The organism is Pseudomonas sp. Irchel 3E13 (assembly GCF_900187455.1).
Classification (GTDB): Bacteria; Pseudomonadota; Gammaproteobacteria; order Pseudomonadales; family Pseudomonadaceae; genus Aquipseudomonas.
Map to the genome: position 1 here is coordinate 234776 of NZ_FYDX01000009.1, position 19343 is coordinate 254118.

The following is a 19343-nucleotide window of genomic DNA, read 5'->3' on the forward strand; positions in this document are numbered from 1 at the left end:
GTCGGAGTGCCGAACCGCAGCGATGAGGCTTCCAAAAACCTACTGAGCCGGATCCCCAACCCTGGCCGGCACCGGGTTGTACTGGGCGAAACTCACATCGTCCGTCTGGTCCACCAATTTCTTCAGCCGCTCATTGAACGCCCGGTTCACCGCGTACTGCCCGCCCGAGGTGGTGCGGAATTGTGCGGTCAGGGTCATGCCGTTGAGGTTCATGCTGTCGACCCCGAACACCTGCAACGGCCCTTGCAGGCTGTGCCGCAGGATCGGGTCTTCGCTGATGGACTGGCCCACTTCGCGGATCAGTTTCAGCGCGGTGTCCACATCCGTCTCATAACTGAACTGCACCGAGAAGAACGCGTAGGCGAACTGCCGTGACTGGTTGGTGACCGCCTTGATTTGGCCGAACGGCACCGAATGCACGAACCCTTTGCCGTCGCGCAGGCGCAGGGTGCGGATGGTCAGGCTTTCCACCGTGCCGGCATGGCCCGAGTCGAGCACCACCCAGTCGCCGATGGCGATGGTGTCTTCGATCAGGATGAACAGCCCGGTGATCACGTCCTGCACCAGTTGCTGCGAACCGAAACCGATGGCCAGGCCGACCACCCCGGCACCGGCGAGGAACGGCGCGACGTTGATCCCCAGGTTGGCCATGGTGGTGATGGTGCAGATCACCACCAGCACCACTTTGATAGCGTTGCGCAGCATCGGCAGGATGGTCCGCGTGCGGGTGCTGGGCTGGCGTGTGGCGCGGCGGCCGGGTGCAGGTTTCAGCGCTTCCTGGATCGCGGTGTCGATCACCACCCAGAGCAGCCAGGTCACCAGCAGGATCAGGCCGATGCTGCTCAGCGAGTCGCTGATGGCCCGGCCGAAGCTGTTGCGCAGGGCGAAGTCCAGCACCGAGAAGCCCCAGATCCGTCCCAGCAGCTCGATGAAGATCACCGCCATGGCGATGCGCAACAAGGCGTGGGCGAGGCTGAAGAGCAATTCCTTGTAGGGCCGCAGGCGTTGTTCCGGGTTGCGCGGCGGGTTGAGGAAGTGCTGCAGGGTGATGCTCAGGAACACACTGCCGATCAACAGCACAGTGGTCAGCAGGGCTTTCTGCAAGGCGCGCTGGCTTTCTTCGCCCGCGCCGATCAGGTTGATGGCCGAGACCATGATCATCATCAGGATCGGCAAGTACCAGATGGCCGAGAAAATCCGCAGGGTTTCCTGCACGGCGCGGTGTTGCAGGCGGTCCTTGAGGCTGCGGTTGCGGATCAGGTGCGCCACCGGGCGGCGTGAGCGCAGTACCACCACCGCAAAGGCCAGGGTGGCCAGCAGGCCAGTCACCACGGCGATGCTGCTGGTCAGGTTGCCGCCCAGTTGGCGGGCGATTTGCGGGCTCGTCAGGGCGTCGCTCCAGGCGGCGAGGAAACCGATCAGAAACAGCGGACGCGGCGCCGCCTCGCGAATGATCCGTACCGCCGTGCGTTTGTGGCCGACATCGAAGAGGGTGATCAGGCACAGGATGATGGTGGTCGAGAAAATACCGCTGCTGGTGGCGTAGGCCAGGCTCATGCCCAGGGCGCGGCCCACCGAGGGGTCCAACTGGCGGGCGACGAACAACGCGGCGGGCAGGCTGATGATGGCGGGCAGCGTGTAGGGCAACAGATAGCCCAGCAGCTTTTGTGGTCGGGGGCGATTGCGCAGCAGTCGGGAGCCTTGGCTGGCCCGCGCGGCGAGCCGCCCGAGGTAGCCGAGCAGGGCAAATACGGCGGCCCAGGTGGCGGTGAGCATCAGGAAATCCCAGGTCATTTCCATCAGGTCGCCGGCGTCATGGCGGGTGACCAGTTGATCCACCTCCTTGGCCGCCCGGTCGGTGCGCAGGCGCCAGGCATCGAGCAGGTGGTGGTCGATGTTCAGTTCCTGGGAGACATCGTCCAGCCCACTGGCAAGGGTGCCGAGCAACCCACCCTGAACCACGGGTTCGGATTCGGCGGGTTTTTCTTCGGTGAGGGTGGACAGCGGTCCGGCGGCCAGCGCGGAGGAACCGAGCAGGGCGCAGAACAGCAGCATGAGTACGGATCGGAACACGGGCTACTCCTTCGGCCGGGGGGTGACGGAAAGGGTAGACAATGATCGGCGGGGGATTACTGCGAGGAATTAGGGAGGGGGCCTGAAGACAGGCCCCTGACTACCGATTACTTGCCGGTATAGATCTGGTCGAAGATGCCACCGTCATTGAAGTGGGTCTTCTGCACGGTGCGCCAGTCACCGAAGGTTTTCTCGACGGAGAGGAAGTCGACTTTCGGGAAGCGGTCGGTGTACTTGGCGAGGATCGCCGGGTCACGCGGGCGCAGGTAGTTGTTGGCGGCGATTTCCTGGGCTTCCGGCGACCACAGGTATTTCAGGTAGGCCTCGGCGGTAGCGCGGCTGCCTTTCTTGTCGACCACCTTGTCCACCACGCTCACTGGCGGCTCGGCTTCGGCGGAGACGCTCGGGTAGATCACTTCGAACTGATCACGACCGAATTCGCGGGCGATCATCTCGGCTTCGTTCTCGAAGGTCACCAGCACGTCGCCGATCTGGTTGGTCATGAAGGTGGTGGTGGCGGCACGGCCACCGGTGTCCAGCACCGGCGCCTGCTTGAACAGCTTGCCGACGAAGTCCTTGGCCTTGTTCTCGTCGCCGCCGTTTTTCAGCACATAACCCCAGGCCGACAGGTAGGTATAGCGGCCGTTACCCGAGGTTTTCGGGTTGGGCACGATCACCTGGACGCCGTCCTTGAGCAGGTCGGGCCAGTCTTTCAGGGTCTTTGGGTTGCCCTTGCGGACGATGAACACGGTGGCCGAGGTGAACGGCGCGCTGTGGTTCGGCAGACGGGTGACCCAGTCGTTCGGCACCAGTTGGCCGTTGTCGGCGAGGGCGTTGATGTCGGTGGCCATGTTCATGGTGATGACATCGGCAGGCAGGCCGTCGATGACCGAGCGCGCTTGCTTGCTCGAACCGCCGAAGGACATCTGCACGGTGATCTTCTCTTTGTGCTCGGCTTCCCAGTGCTTCTGGAACGCGGCGTTGTAGTCCTTGTAGAAATCACGCATCACGTCGTAGGAGACGTTCAGCAGTGGGGCCGGGGCGGCCTGGGCGAAGCTGCCCACGGCCAGGCTCGCGGCCAGCAGCGAGGCACTGAAGAGTTTTTTCACTGTGCATTCCTTGTTGGAGTTAATTGACGGCATTGTGCCAGCGACTATAGCCAAAGCGCCTTAGGCACAAAAAGATTAAAAGCTGCTTTGCTTATTCCTCTTTCCTGAACAACGCATTGCCACAGCGCGAACAGAAGGCCGCGCCATGTTCGTGCTGATTCTTGCGACACACCGGGCAGTCGTGACGCAACTGCTCGCCGCGCATCGCGTTGGCCAGTTCGGCGGTAAAGATACCTGTGGGCACGGCGATGATCGAGTAACCGGTGATCATTACCAGCGAGGAAATCACCTGGCCCAGCGGTGTCTTCGGCACGATATCGCCGAAACCCACCGTGGTCAGGGTGACGATGGCCCAGTAGATGCCCTTGGGAATGCTGGTGAAGCCGTGCTCGGGACCTTCGACGACGTACATCAGGGTGCCGAATACCGTGACCAGGGTCGAGACGCTGACCAGGAACACGATGATCTTCTGCTTGCTGCCGCGCAGGGCGTCGAGCAGGTAATGGGCCTGCTTGAGGTATGGGCTGAGCTTGAGCACGCGGAAGATCCGCAGCATGCGGATGACCCGGATGATCAGCAGGTACTGGGCGTCGCTGTAATACAGGGCGATGATCCCCGGCACGATCGCCAGCAGGTCCACCAGCCCGTAGAAACTGAAGGCGTAGCGCAGCGGCTTGGGCGAGCAGTACAGGCGCATCAGGTATTCGACCAGGAACACGGCGGTGAAGCCCCACTCGATCCCGGCCAGCAGCCCGGCGTAGCTCTGGTGAACTTCGTCGATGCTGTCCAGGATCACGATGACCAGGCTGGCGAGGATGATCAGCAGCAGGGCGGTATCGAAGCGGCGGCCGGCGACGGTGTCGGTTTGGAAGATGATGACGTAGAGCTGCTGGCGCAGGCTCTGAGGGGTGTTCATGAGGGGATGTGTTCCAGGCGGGTGGTGCCGGGAAGCCTAGGGGGCTGGCCGGGAGTTGTGCAAGTTTTCAGGGCCTCATCTCGGCTTTGCCGACGATGAGGCCATGAAGCTCAGCCCAAAGCTACTGTCTTCACCTTGCGAAACCCACCCAGCCGCACCATCCAGCACGCCACGATAAACGGCGCGGTCAGCCCCGAAATCGGCAGCAGGTTGAACAGCGGCTGCACGGCGATCGCCAGGATGATCGCCAGCAACGGCTTCCACGGCTGGGCGCGGGTGCCGCTGAAGGCGAGGGCGGCCAGCGCTGCATTGAAGCCATAAAGGCCCATGTAGGCCGCAGTCGCTTCACCGCCCACCAGCGCGACGCTGCCGCCAATGGCGGCTCCGGTAAAGGCCCAGGCCGCCGCGTAGCGGTCCGACAGCAATAAGCCAAGGGCAATCAGCAAGCCCGCCAACGGCTGATCCAGCAGGAAGATCTGTCCCAGCCCCCGCGCCAACGCATCCAGCGGGCTGGCCGGGACCGGCGCGTTGGCGACCGCCGCCGGATCGGCGATGACCAGCAAGGCCCAGCCGATCAGTACGAATGGCAAGGTGTAGGCCGGCAGCAATACCGAACCACCGCGCTTGAGCCACTGGTGCACCAGCATGCTGCTGAGCCCGGCCGCGGCGATGATGAGCGGCGCGAGCAGCGATGACCACGGCAGCAGGTAGCTGAACAGCACGCCGATCAGGACGCCGTTGTAGCTGTAGAGCCCGGCTTGGCGGTCGGCGCGGTCGTAGCCGCGGCGCTGGGCCACCAGCAACCCGGAAAGGGCGCCCAGCAGCGCGCCGCCGAGCAGGTGCGGGGCGGTGAGAAGGATGGCCAGCAGGCAGCACAGGCCGCACAGCGGATTACGCTGCAGCAGCACCTGACTGAAACCGTTGAGCAAGGCGGTTGCCCAGTCGGGGCAGGGGTTGACTAGATTTTTGGTGTACATGGCAGTAGGTCTGAGTGAAGTGGGTCGCCTCTTTGGGCGAATCTTTTCCCACGGTTTAGGGGTGTTTCTTTTTTTAGGGCCCTGGATCGCGAGGCAAGCCCGCGGCCACAGATTCACGCGGATGAATCGGCGGCCGCGGGCTTGTCCCGCGAAGACGTCAAAGCAGGGTTTCGATACGCAGCGAGTTAGTCGATCCCGGCTGGCCAAAAGGCACACCGGCGGTGATCAGCAAGGTGTCGCCACGGTTGGCCATGCCTTGGGCCTGGGCGATTTCCAGCGCGGTGGAACACACCTCGTCGACCTGGCGCAGGCGATCGTTGACCACCGAGTGCACGCCCCAGACCACGCTCAGGCGCCGCGCGGTAATCAGGTTCGGCGTCAGGTTGAGGATCGGCGCCCGTGGCCGCTCGCGGGAGGTGCGCAGGGTCGAGTTGCCCGACTCGCTGTAGTTCACCAGCACCGCCACCGGCAGGATGCCGCTGATACGGCGGATGGCGCAGCTTATGGCGTCCGACACCGTGGCTTCGGCCTTTGGCCGGCCAACGTCGAGCTGGGTCTGGTAGTCCGGGCCGCTTTCCACCTGGCGGATGATCTTGCTCATCATCTGCACCGCTTCGAGCGGGTATTCGCCGGACGCGGTTTCCGCCGAGAGCATCACCGCATCGGCGCCTTCGCCGATGGCGTTGGCGACGTCGGTGACTTCAGCGCGGGTCGGCGCCGGGGAGAAGCGCATCGATTCGAGCATCTGCGTTGCCACCACCACCGGACGGCCGAGCTGGCGGCAGGTGGCGATGATGTTTTTCTGGATCTGCGGCACGCTTTCGGCCGGCACTTCCACGCCCAGGTCACCGCGGGCAACCATGATCGCGTCGCTCAGTTCGGCGATTTCGCGCAGTTTGGTCACGGCCGAAGGCTTCTCGATCTTGGCCATGAGGAAGGCGCGGTCGCCGATCAACTGGCGCGCTTCGATGATGTCTTCAGGGCGCTGCACGAATGACAGCGCCACCCAGTCCACGCCCAGTTCCAGGCCGAAGGTCAGGTCGCGACGGTCTTTTGGGGTCAGCGGGCTGAGGTCCAGCACCGCCTGCGGAACGTTGACGCCCTTGCGGTCGGACAGCTCGCCGCCGTTGAGCACGGTGGTGTCGATGGCGTCGACATGCTTGGCGGTCACGCGCAGGCGCAGACGCCCGTCGTCCACCAGCAGGTCCATGCCCGGCTCCAGCGCGGCGATGATTTCCGGGTGGGGCAGGTTGACGCGCTGGCCGTCACCCGGAGTCGGGTCGAGGTCCAGGCGCAGGGCTTGCCCGCGTTGCAGTTGCACCTTGCCTTCAGCCAGGCGGCCGACGCGCAGTTTCGGACCTTGCAGGTCCATGAGGATGCCCAGCGGGTAGTTGAGCTGGCTTTCCACCTCGCGGATCCACTGGTAGCGCATGGCGTGGTCGGCATGCTCACCGTGGCTGAAGTTGAGGCGGAAGATGTTGACCCCGGCCTCGACCAGTTGGCGGATGTCGTCGATGCCTTGGGTCGCGGGGCCGAGGGTGGCGAGAATCTTGGCTTTTTTGTCAGGCGTCATGTTGAGCGGTCTCAAGGATGAGGATGGCGCGGAAATCGTTGACGTTGGTGCGGGTCGGTTCGGTGACGATCAACCCGTCGAGCGCGGCGAAGTAGCCGTAGCCGTTGTTGTTGTCCAGCTCGTCCGAGGCCGACAGGCCCAGCGCCTGGGCGCGGGCGTAGCTGTCCGGGGTCATGATGGCGCCGGCGTTGTCTTCTGAGCCGTCGATGCCGTCGGTGTCGCCGGCCAGCGCGTAGACGCCGGGCAGGCCCTTGAGGCTTTCGGTGAGGCTCAGCAGGAACTCGGCGTTGCGTCCGCCACGGCCATTGCCGCGCACGGTCACGGTAGTTTCACCGCCGGAAAGGATCACGCAGGGTGCCGGCAGCGGCTGGCCATGCAGCACCACCTGGCGAGCGATGCCGGCGTGGACCTTGGCCACTTCCCGCGACTCGCCTTCCAGGTCGCCGAGGATCAGCGGGCTGAAGCCGGCCTGGCGGGCTTTCACCGCGGCGGCTTCGAGCGACTGCTGGGGCCGGGCGATCAGTTGGAAATGGCTGCGGGCCAGGGCCGGGTCATCGGCCTTGACGGTTTCCGAGGCGGGGTTGTTCAGCCAGTCGATCACCGCTTTTGGCGCCTCGATGTTGTAGCGCTTGAGGATCGCCAGCGCTTCGGCCGAGGTGCTCGGGTCGGCCACGGTGGGGCCGGAGGCGATGACCGTGGCGAGGTCGCCCGGCACATCGGAAATCGCGTAGGTGTAGACGGTGGCCGGCCAGCAGGCCTTGGCCAGGCGGCCGCCCTTGATCGCCGAGAGGTGCTTGCGCACGCAGTTCATCTCGCCGATGGTGGCGCCGGACTTGAGCAAGGCTTTGTTGATCTGTTGCTTGTCCGCCAGGGTCAGGCCCTCGGCGGGCAGGGCGAGCAGCGCGGAACCGCCGCCGGACAGCAGGAAGATCACCCGGTCGTCGGCGCTGAGGTCACTGACCATTTCCAGCACACGCTTGGCGACGGCGAGGCCGGCGGCGTCGGGGACCGGGTGGGCGGCTTCGACCACTTCGATCTTCGAGCAGCTGGCGCCGTGGCCATAACGGGTCACGACCAGGCCGCGGACTTCGCCTTGCCAGGTACGTTCGACCACTTCGGCCATGGCTGCGGCGGCCTTGCCGGCGCCAATGACGATGACGCGACCGGTGCGGTCGCTGGGCAGGTGTGCTTCAAGGACCTGACGCGGATGGGCGGCATCGATGGCCGTGGCGAACAGGTCGCGGAGAAATTGTTGCGGATCGACCGACATCTCAGGCTCCCAAATCTTATTGTTCTTCAAAATCGAAAACGCCCCTGGAACGGCCTCCGTGCAGGCTGAACCAGGGGCGGTGTTGCGCGGTTGCAACTGCCAGCCACGAGGGTGGAAGGGAACGATGCGCGGACCCTTCGCCGCGCGGCGTGCAGCGCGTGTTTACTTGTCGTCGCGGATCGAGAAGTTGGCCATGTGTTCCAGGCCTTTGATCAGCGCCGAGTGGTCCCAGTTGGCACCACCGATGGCTGCGCAGGTGCTGAACACTTGCTGGGCATTGGAGGTGTTGGGCAGGTTGATGTTCAGTTCCTTGGCGCCTTGCAGGGCCAGGTTCAGGTCCTTCTGGTGCAGGCTGATGCGGAAGCCTGGATCGAAGGTGCCCTTGATCATGCGCTCGCCGTGCACTTCGAGGATCTTCGAGGAGGCGAAGCCGCCCATCAGTGCTTCGCGGACCTTGGCCGGATCGGCGCCGTTCTTGGCGGCGAACAGCAGGGCTTCGGCAACGGCCTGGATGTTCAGCGCAACGATGATCTGGTTGGCGACCTTGGCGGTCTGGCCATCACCATTGCCACCGACGCGGGTGATGTTCTTGCCCACGGCCTGGAACAGCGGCAGGGTGCGTTCGAAGGCATTCGGGCAACCGCCGACCATGATGCTCAGGGTCGCCGCCTTGGCACCGACTTCGCCGCCGGAAACCGGTGCGTCGAGGTAGGCTGCGCCAGTGGCCTTGATCTTCTCGGCGAAGGCTTTGGTGGCGGTCGGCGAGATCGAGCTCATGTCGATCACCACTTTGTTCGGGCCAACGCCTTCGGCGACGCCGTTTTCACCGAACAGGACGGCTTCGACCTGTGGGGTATCGGGCACCATGACGATGATGAATTCGGCTTCCTGGGCCACTTCCTTCGGATTGGCCAGGGCCACGGCACCGGCGGCGATCAGCTCGGCTGGCGCGACGTCGTGGTGGGTGGACAGGAACAGGCTGTGACCCGCTTTCTGCAGGTTCTGCGCCATTGGGCGGCCCATGATGCCGGTGCCGATGAAACCGATTTTAGCCATGAGAATTTGCCTCTTTTATTTGTTGAGTTCTGATCGGGGGCGCCGCGCATCCCGTAGGAGCGAGCGTGCTCGCGAAGGCGATGAGGCCGGCGACGGTGTTGGCGCGGCTGAGGTCATCGCGAGCACGCTCGCTCCTACGGTGATGGGGGTATTGCCGTTTTCAGATAGCGTTATGCGTCTTCAGCCAGCCCAGACCTTCTTCGGTGGTGGTCTTCGGCTTGTATTCCGCGCCGACCCAGCCCTGGTAGCCGATACGGTCCAGGTGCTCGAACAGGAAGCGGTAGTTGATCTCGCCAGTGCCCGGTTCGTGACGGCCCGGGTTGTCGGCCAACTGGATGTGGTTGATCTTGGCCAGGTTGGTTTCAACGGTACGGGCCAGGTCACCTTCCATGATTTGCATGTGGTAGATGTCGTACTGCAGGAACAGGTTGTCGCTGCCCACTTCAGCCTGGATTTCCAGGGCCTGTTTGGTGGTGTTCAGGTAGAAGCCGGGGATGTCGCGGGTGTTGATCATTTCCATGACCAGCTTGATACCGGCGGCCTTCAGCTTGTCGGCGGCGAAGCGCAGGTTTTCGACGAAGGTCTTGCGTACGGTGGCGCAGTCCGGGCCTTGCGGGCGGATGCCGGCCAGGGCGTTGACCTGGGTGTTGCCCAGCACCTTGGCGTAGGCGATGGCGAGGTCGACACCGGCGCGGAATTCCTCGACCCGGGCCGGGTCGCAGGCGATACCGCGATCACCCTTGGCCCAGTCGCCGGCCGGCAGGTTGAACAGCACCTGGGTCAGGCCGTGAGCATCGAGCAGTTGCTTGATCTCGGTCGAGCTGTAGTCGTAAGGGAAGAGGTATTCGACCCCGCTGAAACCCGCGTCGGCGGCGGCCTTGAAACGGGCCAGGAAGTCCTGTTCGGTGAACAGCATGGACAGGTTGGCGGCAAAGCGTGGCATGGTGGTCTCCTTGCTGGGATGGGCCCCGCGCCGTGAAGGGCGGGGCCGCACAGTCGATCAGTCGAGCAGCGAAATCGCGGTTGGCGCGTCGTTGCCGACCAGTGCCAGGTCTTCGAATTCGTTGACCGCGTTGATTTCGGTGCCCATGGAAATGTTGGTGACGCGCTCGAGAATCACCTCGACCACCACCGGCACGCGGTGCTCTTCGGCCAGCTTCTGCGCCTTGAGCAGGGCAGGGGCGATTTCTTCCGGCTTGAACACGCGCAGGGCCTTGCAACCCAGGCCTTCGACCACGGCAACGTGATCGACGCCGTAGCCGTTCAGGTCAGGCGAGTTGATGTTCTCGAACGCCAGTTGAACACAGTAATCCATCTCGAAGCCACGCTGCGCCTGGCGGATCAGGCCGAGGTAGGCGTTGTTCACCAGCACGTGGACGTATGGCAGTTTGAACTGCGCGCCCACTGCCAGTTCTTCGATCATGAACTGGAAGTCATAGTCGCCGGACAGTGCCACGACCTTGCGGGTCGGATCGGCCTTGACCACGCCCAGCGCCGCCGGAATGGTCCAGCCCAGTGGGCCGGCCTGGCCGCAGTTGATCCAGTGACGTGGTTTGTACACGTGCAGGAATTGCGCGCCGGCGATCTGCGACAGACCGATGGTGCTGACGTAGGTGGTGTCCTTGCCGAACACCTCGTTCATTTCCTGGTAAACGCGCTGTGGCTTGACCGGCACGTTGTCGAAGTTGGTCTTGCGCTGCAGGCTCGATTTGCGCGCCTGGCAGTCTTTCAGCCATTCGCCGCGGCACTTCAGCTTGCCGGCGGCTTTCCACTCGCGGGCCACTTCCAGGAACACGTCCAGCGCGGCGCCGGCGTCGGAGACGATGCCCAGGTCCGGGGTGAACACGCGGCCGATCTGGGTCGGTTCGATGTCGACGTGAATGAAGGTGCGGCCTTCGGTGTAGACGTCCACGGAACCGGTGTGACGGTTGGCCCAGCGGTTGCCGATACCGAACACCAGGTCGGATTTCAGCATCGTGGCGTTGCCGTAGCGGTGCGAGGTTTGCAGACCAACCATGCCGACCATCAGTTCGTGATCGTCAGGGATGGTGCCCCAGCCCATCAGGGTCGGAACTACAGGGACGCCGGTCAGTTCGGCGAACTCGACCAGTTTTTCGCTGGCGTCGGCGTTGATGATGCCGCCACCGGCAACCAGCAGTGGGCGCTCGGCGTCATTCAGCAGCGCGAGGGCCTTCTCGGCCTGGACGCGGGTTGCGGCAGGCTTGTGGATTGCCAGCGGCTCGTAGGCATCGATGTCGAATTCGATTTCAGCCATCTGCACGTCGAACGGCAGGTCGATCAGCACAGGGCCTGGGCGGCCGGTGCGCATTTCATAGAAGGCTTTCTGGAAGGCGTAAGGCACTTGGCCCGGTTCCAGAACGGTGGTCGCCCACTTGGTCACCGGCTTGACGATGCTGGTGATGTCGACGGCCTGGAAATCTTCTTTATGCAGGCGAGCGCGCGGCGCTTGGCCAGTGATGCAGAGAATCGGGATGGAGTCGGCGGAGGCACTGTACAGACCGGTGACCATGTCGGTGCCGGCTGGGCCCGAGGTGCCGATGCACACGCCGATGTTGCCGGCCTTGGTGCGGGTGTAGCCCTCGGCCATGTGCGAGGCGCCTTCAACGTGGCGAGCGAGGACGTGATCGATACCACCGACTTTCTTCAGCGCCGAGTACAGCGGGTTGATCGCTGCACCAGGAATGCCAAACGCGGTGTCCACACCTTCACGGCGCATCACCAGAACGGCTGCATCGATTGCTCTCATTTTGCTCATGGTTTTGTGCCTCATTGATTTTGTAATTGTATACAAACTGCTTTTTGCCAGAGTTTATTCATGGGACGCAGTGCTGGTCAATCCATTTTCATCGGCGGTCTGTGCTTTCGTCGAAATGCCGTAAAAAAGGCTTTGGCGACGATCAGGGGCGTGATGTGGAAAATATTGTATACAAAAATATTCTCCATTGTGTTCTATTTGTTCTATCAGTTTTCACTTGCCCGCCTGGGCTTCTAACAAAAAGAGGACCGTTTCATGAATGCATTGAGCTTGAAAGTCGCTGTCAGCCTGGTGAATGGCGCGCTGGCTGCGGGTCGCAAGATTTCCGCTGCGCCGCTGACCGTGGTGGTGCTGGATGCCGGTGGCCACGTGCTGGCCTTGCAGCGCGAGGACGGCGCCAGCCTGTTGCGCCCGCAAGTGGCGATGGGCAAGGCGTGGGGCGCGATCGCCCTGGGCAAGGGCTCGCGTTTGCTGGCGCTGGACGCGCAGCAGCGCCCGGCGTTCTTTGCCGCGCTCAATGGCCTGGGTCAGAGCGCGGTGGTGCCGGCGCCGGGTGGCGTGCTGATTCGCAATGAAGCGGGCGTGGTGCTGGGGGCGATCGGGATCAGCGGCGATACGTCGGATATCGATGAGCAGTGCGCGATCAGTGCGATCGAAGAGGCGGGGTTGCGGGCTGATGCCGGGGTTGCGGCTTGATTTGATAGCTGGGTAGTGGTTGATCGCCTCATCGCCGGCTTGTCGGGGTGCCGAACCGCGGCGATGAGGCGCTTGAACCGGACATCAGTTGTCCGGCGCACACCCTTTCAACACCAGCCGAATGATGGTCTGCGCCGCGGCCTCGTAGTCACTGTCATCGAGCTTGGCCTTGCCGGTCACCACCGAAATCTGCCAGTCGAAATCAGCGTAGGTCTGGGTCGCCGCCCAGATGCTGAACATCAGGTGATGCGGGTCTACCGGGGCGATCTGGCCGTGGTCGATCCAGCGCTGGATGCAGGCGATGTTGTGCCGGGCCTGGACGTTCAGTTGCTCCACCTGCCGCGCACTGAGGTGCGGCGCGCCGTGCATGATCTCGCTGGCAAATACCTTCGACGCAAACGGTAGATCCCGGGAGATCCGCACTTTGGAGCGGATATAGGCACTGAGCACTTCATCAGGATCACCCTCGGCGTTGAACGGGGTCGACGCCTGCATGATCGGCTCGATGATGCTCTCGAGCACCTCGCGGTAGAGGTTTTCCTTGGACTTGAAGTAGTAGTAGACGTTGGGCTTGGGCAAGCCGGCCTTGGCCGCGATGTCGCTGGTCTTGGTGGCGGCGAAACCCTTGTCGGCGAATTCTTCACTGGCCGCACGCAGGATCAGTTCTTTGTTGCGCTCGCGAATGCTGCTCATGGTTTGGCGCTGTTCCTTGGTCTCGGCCCGCACCGCGGCAGGCCCGGGCAGGCGGTGGCGCATGGTAGCACCGGGCTCGCGCGGGGCTCAAGGCGGCGTCCCAAGCGGTTCGCAGGTGTATCGCAAGCGGCAACCGGCTATCCTTCTGTAACTATTCTTTACGCGAGATACATGCAAATGGCAGGAAGCAGCCTTCTTCTACTGATCGACGATATCGCGGCAGTACTCGATGACGTTTCCTTGATGACCAAAGTGGCGGCCAAGAAAACCGCCGGTGTCCTGGGCGACGACTTGGCGCTCAATGCCCAGCAGGTCACGGGCGTAAAGGCGGACCGGGAAATTCCGGTGGTGTGGGCGGTCGCCAAGGGCTCCTTCCTCAACAAGCTGATCCTGGTGCCGGCGGCGCTGCTGATCAGCGCATTTATTCCGTGGGCGGTCACGCCGCTGCTGATGATCGGCGGCGCCTACCTCTGTTTCGAAGGCTTCGAGAAGCTCGCCCATAAGTTCCTCCATGGCGCCGACGAAAACCACGCCGAGCACGCGGCCCTGAGCGACGCCGCGGCCAATCCGGCGGTGGACCTGGTGGCCTACGAGAAAGACAAGATCAAGGGCGCGGTCCGCACCGATTTCATCCTGTCCGCGGAGATCATCGCCATTACCCTCGGCACGGTTGCCGGCGCGCCGTTGACCCAGCAGATCATCGTGCTCTCGGGTATCGCCGTGGTGATGACTGCGGGCGTCTACGGGCTGGTGGCGGGGATCGTCAAGCTCGATGACCTGGGCCTGTGGCTGACCAACACCTCCAAGGGCATCGGCAAAACAATCGGCCGCGGCATCCTGCATTCGGCGCCGTGGCTGATGAAGATGCTGTCGGTGGTGGGTACGGCGGCGATGTTCCTGGTGGGGGGCGGGATTCTGGTGCACGGCGTCGAGCCGCTGCATCACGCGATCCAGGGTTTCAGCGAAGGCCGTGGCGGTGGTTTGACGTCGGCGCTGCTCAGCGGTGTGGTGGGTATCGTCGCCGGTGCGGTGGTGCTGGCGGTGGTCGGTGGGGTGAGCAAGGTCTGGCGGGCGGTGAAGGCCTGAGGTAAAACGGCCCCGAGGGGCCGTTTTCATTTCTTCAAGGCGTCGAGGCCGTCTGCGGTGTGTGGTTCTCCGGCACCCAGTCCAGCAGGCGCTGCTTGAAGCCGTAGCTGGCGCTTTCGTAATAGGCGATGGCCCGCTTGATCAGCGGATTGTCCGCATCGCTCGCGATTTCATGGCTTTCTCCCAGTGCCTGCTGGTGCAAGCGCAGACCGCCACGCGGGCTGAGAATCGCCAGGTCCTGGCCGTCGAACAGGCCCAGGTGCTGGTAGTTGCCGATCAGCACCCGCGGCGGCAGGTTGTCTTCAAGCAGCAGGTTGCGGCCGAAGAACGTCGAGGTGTAGCTCATGTTCAGCAACCCGAGCAAGGTCGGCGCCAGGTCGATCTGGCTGGCCAGCTTGCCTTCCTCGCGGGCCTCGATCAGCTTCGGTCCATAAATGAACAGCGGGATCTGGTAGTTCTGCACCGGCAGGTCTTCCTTGCCCGCGCTGCCGGCCGTGTGGTCGGCGACGAAGATGAACAGGGTGTTGTCGAACCACGGCTTTTTCCGCGCTTCGGCGAGGAACTGGCCGATGGCGTAGTCGGTGTATTTCACCGCGCCGTCGCGACCATTGCCTGACTTGATGTCGATCTTGCCGTCGGGATAGGTGTAGGGGCGGTGGTTGGAGGTGGTCATCAATTGCAGGAAGAACGGCACCTGGTTGGCGTGATCGGCATCGGCCAGTTTGACCGCCTGCCGGTAGAGGTCCTCGTCGGACATGCCCCAGGCGTTCTTGAAGCTGATATCGCTTTCATCGACGCTGGTCTGGTCGACGACCCGATAGCCGTTGCCGCTGAAGAAGGCGTTCATGTTGTCGAAGTAACCGCGGCCGCCATACACGAACACGCTGTCGTAACCGACCTCGCTCAGGTGCTGGCCGAGGCTGGCGAAGCCGCTTTCACGACCGATGCGTTTGACGATCGAACGCCCCGGTGTTGGTGGCATCGACAGGGTGATGGCTTCGAGGCCGCGGTCTGTACGGGTGCCGGTGGCGTAGAAATTGTTGAAGTACAGGCTTTGCTTGCGCAGTGCATCGAGGTTGGGCGTGAGGTTGCGTGGATCACCGTTGCTGCCGAGGTACTTGCCGCTCAGGCTTTCGATGGTGACCAGGACGATGTTGGGCGTGCGCGGCGTGCCGGGGTTGCTCACGGTGCGGCGGATGTCCATGGGTTCCTTGCCGAGGAAGGTCACGCCGGGCTGGTTGAGTTCGGCATGGATCTGCTCGGCGGTCGCCGCTTCGGGCAGGGTGCCGTAGAACTGCTGGTAATCCAGTTCGTTGTTACGGAAGGCGGCGAAGAACTGGTACGGACCATTGCTGGCCAACTCGCGCTGGTAGGTGTTGCCGCCCTGGCTACGCAGGCTGTTCTGGTCGAGGAACTGCATGCTCAAGAGCACCAGTACCGCCACGCCGGCGGCCTGTGCGGCGCGTTGCCGGAACGTCGGAAACGGTGCATGCAGGGCGCGCAGCAGCGGCTTGCGCAGAAGTACGCAGATCACCAGGGTCAGTACACCGAGACCGCCCAGAAGGGCGCCGATGGGGTAGGACTCAAGAATGTTGTTCAGCACTTCGTCGGAATAGACCAGGTAGTCCACCGCGATGAAGTTGAAGCGCACACCGAATTCGTCCCAGAACAGCCACTCGGCGACTGCGGTGAAGAGCATCGCGTAGATGCTCACCGCCAGCACGCCTTGCAGCAGCCAGCGATTGAACCGCGATACCCAGAGCCGTCGAGGGCAGAGCAGCACGAACAGGGTCAGTGGAAGTGCAGCGTAGACCAGGAAGGCCAGGTCGTTGAGCACGCCGATGGTGAAAATCGAGAGGTACGCATGCCCGGCTTCGTCCAGGTGAGTGAACAGCAGGGCGGCGCGGGTCAGCGTGAAAATCCCCAGCCAAGTGGCGGTCAGCAACAGCAAATAGCGCATGGGCGCTGTTTTGGGTGTGTACATCATTAATTCCCTTTTTAATTGTGTCCATTGCCTGGAACGGATGCGGCGTTCATTCAGGCACTGGCGAGTGTAGGCGGTGAACGCTAACAAGTGAAAAGAGAAAGAAATGTAAATGTCATGTCTGGAAAGTATGAAAGGTTCGTCTAAAATTCGTTGCGCACAGGCTGGGCAAGGAAGTTCGGCTAGAAGTGATAATAGTTTTTGCCATCGTTTGCGCAGGGAAGTCGCGCCATGTCCGTTTTGAAGTTGTCCTACGATGTTTATCATCTGGGCGTTTATCTTGCTGCCGCATTGATGTGGCTGTTACTTGCCTTCAATTCACGCTTGATCTTTCGCCGGCCACGCACGTTGGGGCAGTGGGGTGTGCCGGCCTTGGCCGTGCTCGTCAGCCTCGGTTTGCTGCTGCTGGATGTGCTGATCTTCCTCGACCGCTCGGGCATGCTGCTGGCCCTTCTTTTCGCGGGCTTCGGCGCTCCGGCGCTGGCCATCTGGTGCGTTCGCCAGCGTCTTCGCACCGCTCGCTGAGCGTGCGATCCGGTGTTTCAGGGATAGTTGAACCAGTGTCAGGAGACACGCATGAATGTTGAGCCGCTTGAGCGGGCGACCTGGAAGATTCCGGCGCCATTGTTGGTATTTCTGGTTTCGGTGTGGCTGAGTCTGGTCATGAACGCTTCTTTCTGGCGGCACCTGTGGAATGCGGTGGATGGCTGGAATAATGAACATGTTTTCTTTCTCGCCAGTCTTCCACTGTTAGTTTGCCTGTTTAACTTTGTAGTCCTGGGTTTATTGGCGTGGGGGAAACTGACGCGGGCTGTTTTGATCCTGATGCTTTTATTGTCTGCGGTCGTCAGTTATTTCATGAGCAGCTTCGGAATAATGATCGACTACTCCATGTTGATTAACGCGATGCAGACCGAACGCCGTGAAGTATTTGATCTGCTGGGGCCGGGCCTGTTGATCTGGGTGCTGCTGGTCGGGGTCGTGCCGGCGATAGTGGTCAGCCGCATTCCACTGGCAAGGCATGGCTGGACCCGCGCCGCGCTATTGAAGCTGGGCAGCCTGCTGGGGGCATTGCTGCTGATAGGGATCATTCTGGCGCTGGCCTACCAGTCCTACGCGTCGTTGCTGCGCAATAACCGGGAACTGCGCCTGATGCTGGTGCCGTCGAACCTCGTCGGCGCCGTGCACAGCTATGCCAAGCGGCAATTGCGTACGCCCGCCGCCTTCGAGCCGGTGGGGCTGGATGCGGTGCGAGTGGCCGAAGCCGGGCAGCGGGGGCGGCACAAGGTGCTGGTGCTGGTGGTCGGGGAAACCGCGCGGTCGGCCAGTTTTTCGCTCAATGGCTACCCTCGGCAGACCAACCCGGCGCTGGCTTCGCGTGAGGTGGTCAGCTTCACCGATGTCAGTTCCTGCGGCACGGCCACGGCGATTTCGGTCCCGTGCATGTTCCAGGACCTGGGGCGTCGCGAGTACAAGAGTTTCCATGCCCGCGGCCGCGAAGGGTTGCTCGACGTATTGCACCGGGCTGGCGTGGCGGTGCTCTGGCGCGACAACAATTCAGGCTGCAAGGGCGTCTGCGACCGGGTGCCGAGCGAAGACATCGGCAAGCTGGGGATCAGCGAGCTGTGCAATGCCGATGGTTGCTTCGACGAAGCGCTGTTGCACGGGCTGGCCGAGCGGATCGATCGCAGTGCCGACGATACGGTGATTGTCCTGCACATGCTGGGCAGCCATGGCCCGGCGTACTTCAAGCGCTATCCCGAGGCGTTTCGCCGGTTCACGCCCACCTGCGACACCAGCCAGTTGGACAAATGCAGCAACGGGACCATCGTCAATGCCTACGACAATTCGATCGCTTACACCGACCATGTGCTGGCAAGCGTTATCGATCTGCTGAAAAGTCGGGAGGCGCAGTTCCACACGGCCATGCTGTACGTGTCCGATCACGGTGAGTCACTGGGGGAGAAGGGCGTTTACCTGCATGGCCTGCCTTACGCGATGGCGCCCAGTGAGCAGACCAGGGTGCCGATGGTGGCCTGGCTGTCCGACGCCTTTTCGACTCGGACCGGCATTACCCAGGGCTGCCTGCGGGCGCAGCGGGAATTGCCGTTGTCCCACGACAACCTGTTCCATTCGACACTGGGTCTGATGAGCGTGCGAACGGCGGTCTATCGAGAACAACTGGACCTCTTCAGGCCCTGCATGCAGGGGCCTGGAGAGGTTGCCGCCGCCGAGGCGACGGGAGATGCGCTTAGAAGTGCACCTTGACCAGCAGGCTGGCGGTGTTCTGGTTGGTGTCGAAGCCAGAGCTGTTTTCGATGCCGTATTTGTCTTTCCAGTAGTCGTATTCGATACCGACGTAGAGCTGTTTCTCACCCAGGTCCAGCGCCTTGCCGAGGTCGTACTTGATCTGCGGGTTGAAGTGCAGGTTGGCGTGGTAGGTGCCGCGGCGCTTGGTTTCGTCGTTGTCGACGACCCAGTCCATGAAGCCGTCGATGAGGATGTCGGATTTGCCCACGGGGATGGTGTAGGCCCACACCGGGGTGATCTGCCAGACGTTGTCGCCGGCACGGCTGCCTTCGGTGTTGCGCTGGTAGAAGTTCAACTGGAAGTAGTCGAAGCCGGGGATGTCCAGGTCGAAACCAGGGCCGATCAGGTAGGACTCGGTGTCGCCTTCGCCGAACTCGTAGGTCATGGCCAGCAGCACATCCTTGACCGGGCCGAACGACAGGTCCTGGCCGAAGATCTTGCCGAACGACAGGCGCGGGCTGAACTCGCCGTAGTAGGTGTTCGGGCCGTTGCTGCTGTCTTTTTTGCCGTTGTAGAAGATCTTGTCGATGAACAGGAAGTTGTCACCGTACTTCCAGGCATCGGCGTGCTCGAAGGTGAAGGTCTGCTGGATTTCCGGGTTGACCGCGAAATCCTTGCCGTACAGGTAGGTCAGGCTGTTGTTCTGCCATTGCAACAGGTCGCCGGCCATGGCGGAGCTGGCGGCCAGCAGGCCACCTGCGAGGATCAGGCTGTTGGTAAAGCGCATCGGGTTGCTCCCTTGATTGATTCTGTTAGCGACGCTCTTGAGTCGGCGTCGTCGGGTTGATCGAGTTGCCTTCCGGGTCAGGTTTTTGCGATCGCCC

General features: G+C 62.6%; 16 protein-coding genes. 4 read left to right on the forward strand and 12 right to left on the reverse strand.

All coding sequences use genetic code 11. The features are described 5' to 3' along the window. Positions 1–39: 39 nt before the first annotated feature. The 9 genes from CKW37_RS17715 to gcl form a co-directional block, all read right to left on the reverse strand. The gene (locus tag CKW37_RS17715; RefSeq protein WP_256587798.1) at positions 40–2055 is read right to left on the reverse strand and encodes a mechanosensitive ion channel family protein; all 2016 of its coding nucleotides are present in this window, start codon (positions 2053–2055) and stop codon (positions 40–42) included. Positions 2056–2180: 125 nt separating this feature from the next. Next, the gene (locus tag CKW37_RS17720; RefSeq protein ID WP_095157011.1) at positions 2181–3182 is read right to left on the reverse strand and encodes a sulfate ABC transporter substrate-binding protein; all 1002 of its coding nucleotides are present in this window, start codon (positions 3180–3182) and stop codon (positions 2181–2183) included. A gap of 91 nt (positions 3183–3273) precedes the next feature. After that, entirely contained in the window at positions 3274–4098 is an 825-nt protein-coding gene (locus tag CKW37_RS17725) for an ion transporter (protein ID WP_095157012.1), read from the reverse strand. A 110-nt stretch (positions 4099–4208) separates the two neighbouring features. After that, a complete protein-coding gene (locus tag CKW37_RS17730; RefSeq protein ID WP_095157013.1) occupies positions 4209–5075 on the reverse strand; it encodes an urea transporter in 867 nt (288 codons plus the stop codon). 157 nt (positions 5076–5232) lie between these two features. Further along, a complete protein-coding gene (pyk, locus tag CKW37_RS17735) occupies positions 5233–6648 on the reverse strand; it encodes a pyruvate kinase (protein ID WP_095157014.1) in 1416 nt (471 codons plus the stop codon). After that, positions 6638–7918 carry a glycerate kinase gene (locus CKW37_RS17740; RefSeq protein ID WP_095157015.1) on the reverse strand — a complete coding sequence of 427 codons (1281 nt, stop codon included), beginning with the start codon at positions 7916–7918 and terminating at the stop codon, positions 6638–6640. Before CKW37_RS17740 ends, pyk begins: the two co-directional genes overlap by 11 nt. Positions 7919–8080: 162 nt before the next feature. Further along, on the reverse strand, positions 8081–8974 hold the full coding sequence (locus CKW37_RS17745) for a 2-hydroxy-3-oxopropionate reductase (RefSeq protein ID WP_095157016.1): 894 nt from the start codon (positions 8972–8974) through the stop codon (positions 8081–8083). A 160-nt stretch (positions 8975–9134) separates the two neighbouring features. Continuing rightward, positions 9135–9917 (reverse strand): hydroxypyruvate isomerase, encoded by a 783-nt coding sequence (hyi, locus tag CKW37_RS17750; RefSeq protein ID WP_095157017.1) that lies wholly within the window; start codon positions 9915–9917, stop codon positions 9135–9137. Positions 9918–9974: 57 nt separating this feature from the next. Further along, entirely contained in the window at positions 9975–11750 is a 1776-nt protein-coding gene (gcl, locus tag CKW37_RS17755) for a glyoxylate carboligase (RefSeq protein WP_095157018.1), read from the reverse strand. A 255-nt stretch (positions 11751–12005) separates the two neighbouring features. Here gcl and CKW37_RS17760 point away from each other — a divergent pair, with 255 nt between their 5' ends. Next, positions 12006–12446, forward strand: a complete 441-nt coding sequence (locus CKW37_RS17760; protein ID WP_095157019.1) for a heme-binding protein — start codon at positions 12006–12008, stop codon at positions 12444–12446. Between the two features lie 84 nt (positions 12447–12530). Here CKW37_RS17760 and CKW37_RS17765 read toward each other — a convergent pair whose 3' ends face one another. Then, entirely contained in the window at positions 12531–13139 is a 609-nt protein-coding gene (locus tag CKW37_RS17765; protein WP_095157130.1) for a TetR/AcrR family transcriptional regulator, read from the reverse strand. A 177-nt stretch (positions 13140–13316) separates the two neighbouring features. On the opposite strand from CKW37_RS17765, the gene CKW37_RS17770 reads away from it, so the two are divergent. After that, positions 13317–14225, forward strand: a complete 909-nt coding sequence (locus CKW37_RS17770) for a DUF808 domain-containing protein (RefSeq protein WP_095157020.1) — start codon at positions 13317–13319, stop codon at positions 14223–14225. A 34-nt stretch (positions 14226–14259) separates the two neighbouring features. Here CKW37_RS17770 and CKW37_RS17775 read toward each other — a convergent pair whose 3' ends face one another. After that, a complete protein-coding gene (locus CKW37_RS17775; protein ID WP_095157021.1) occupies positions 14260–16209 on the reverse strand; it encodes an LTA synthase family protein in 1950 nt (649 codons plus the stop codon). 231 nt (positions 16210–16440) lie between these two features. Between CKW37_RS17775 and CKW37_RS17780 the strand changes: the two genes are divergently transcribed. Beyond that, the gene (locus tag CKW37_RS17780) at positions 16441–16734 is read left to right on the forward strand and encodes a hypothetical protein (protein WP_095157022.1); all 294 of its coding nucleotides are present in this window, start codon (positions 16441–16443) and stop codon (positions 16732–16734) included. Between the two features lie 51 nt (positions 16735–16785). Then, complete coding sequence (locus CKW37_RS17785; protein WP_095157023.1) at positions 16786–18477, forward strand: phosphoethanolamine transferase; 1692 nt, start codon at positions 16786–16788, stop codon at positions 18475–18477. On the opposite strand, the gene CKW37_RS17790 is transcribed toward CKW37_RS17785, so the two are convergent. Next, the gene (locus tag CKW37_RS17790) at positions 18461–19246 is read right to left on the reverse strand and encodes an outer membrane protein OmpK (protein ID WP_095157024.1); all 786 of its coding nucleotides are present in this window, start codon (positions 19244–19246) and stop codon (positions 18461–18463) included. The genes CKW37_RS17785 and CKW37_RS17790 overlap by 17 nt on opposite strands. Positions 19247–19343 lie beyond the last annotated feature (97 nt).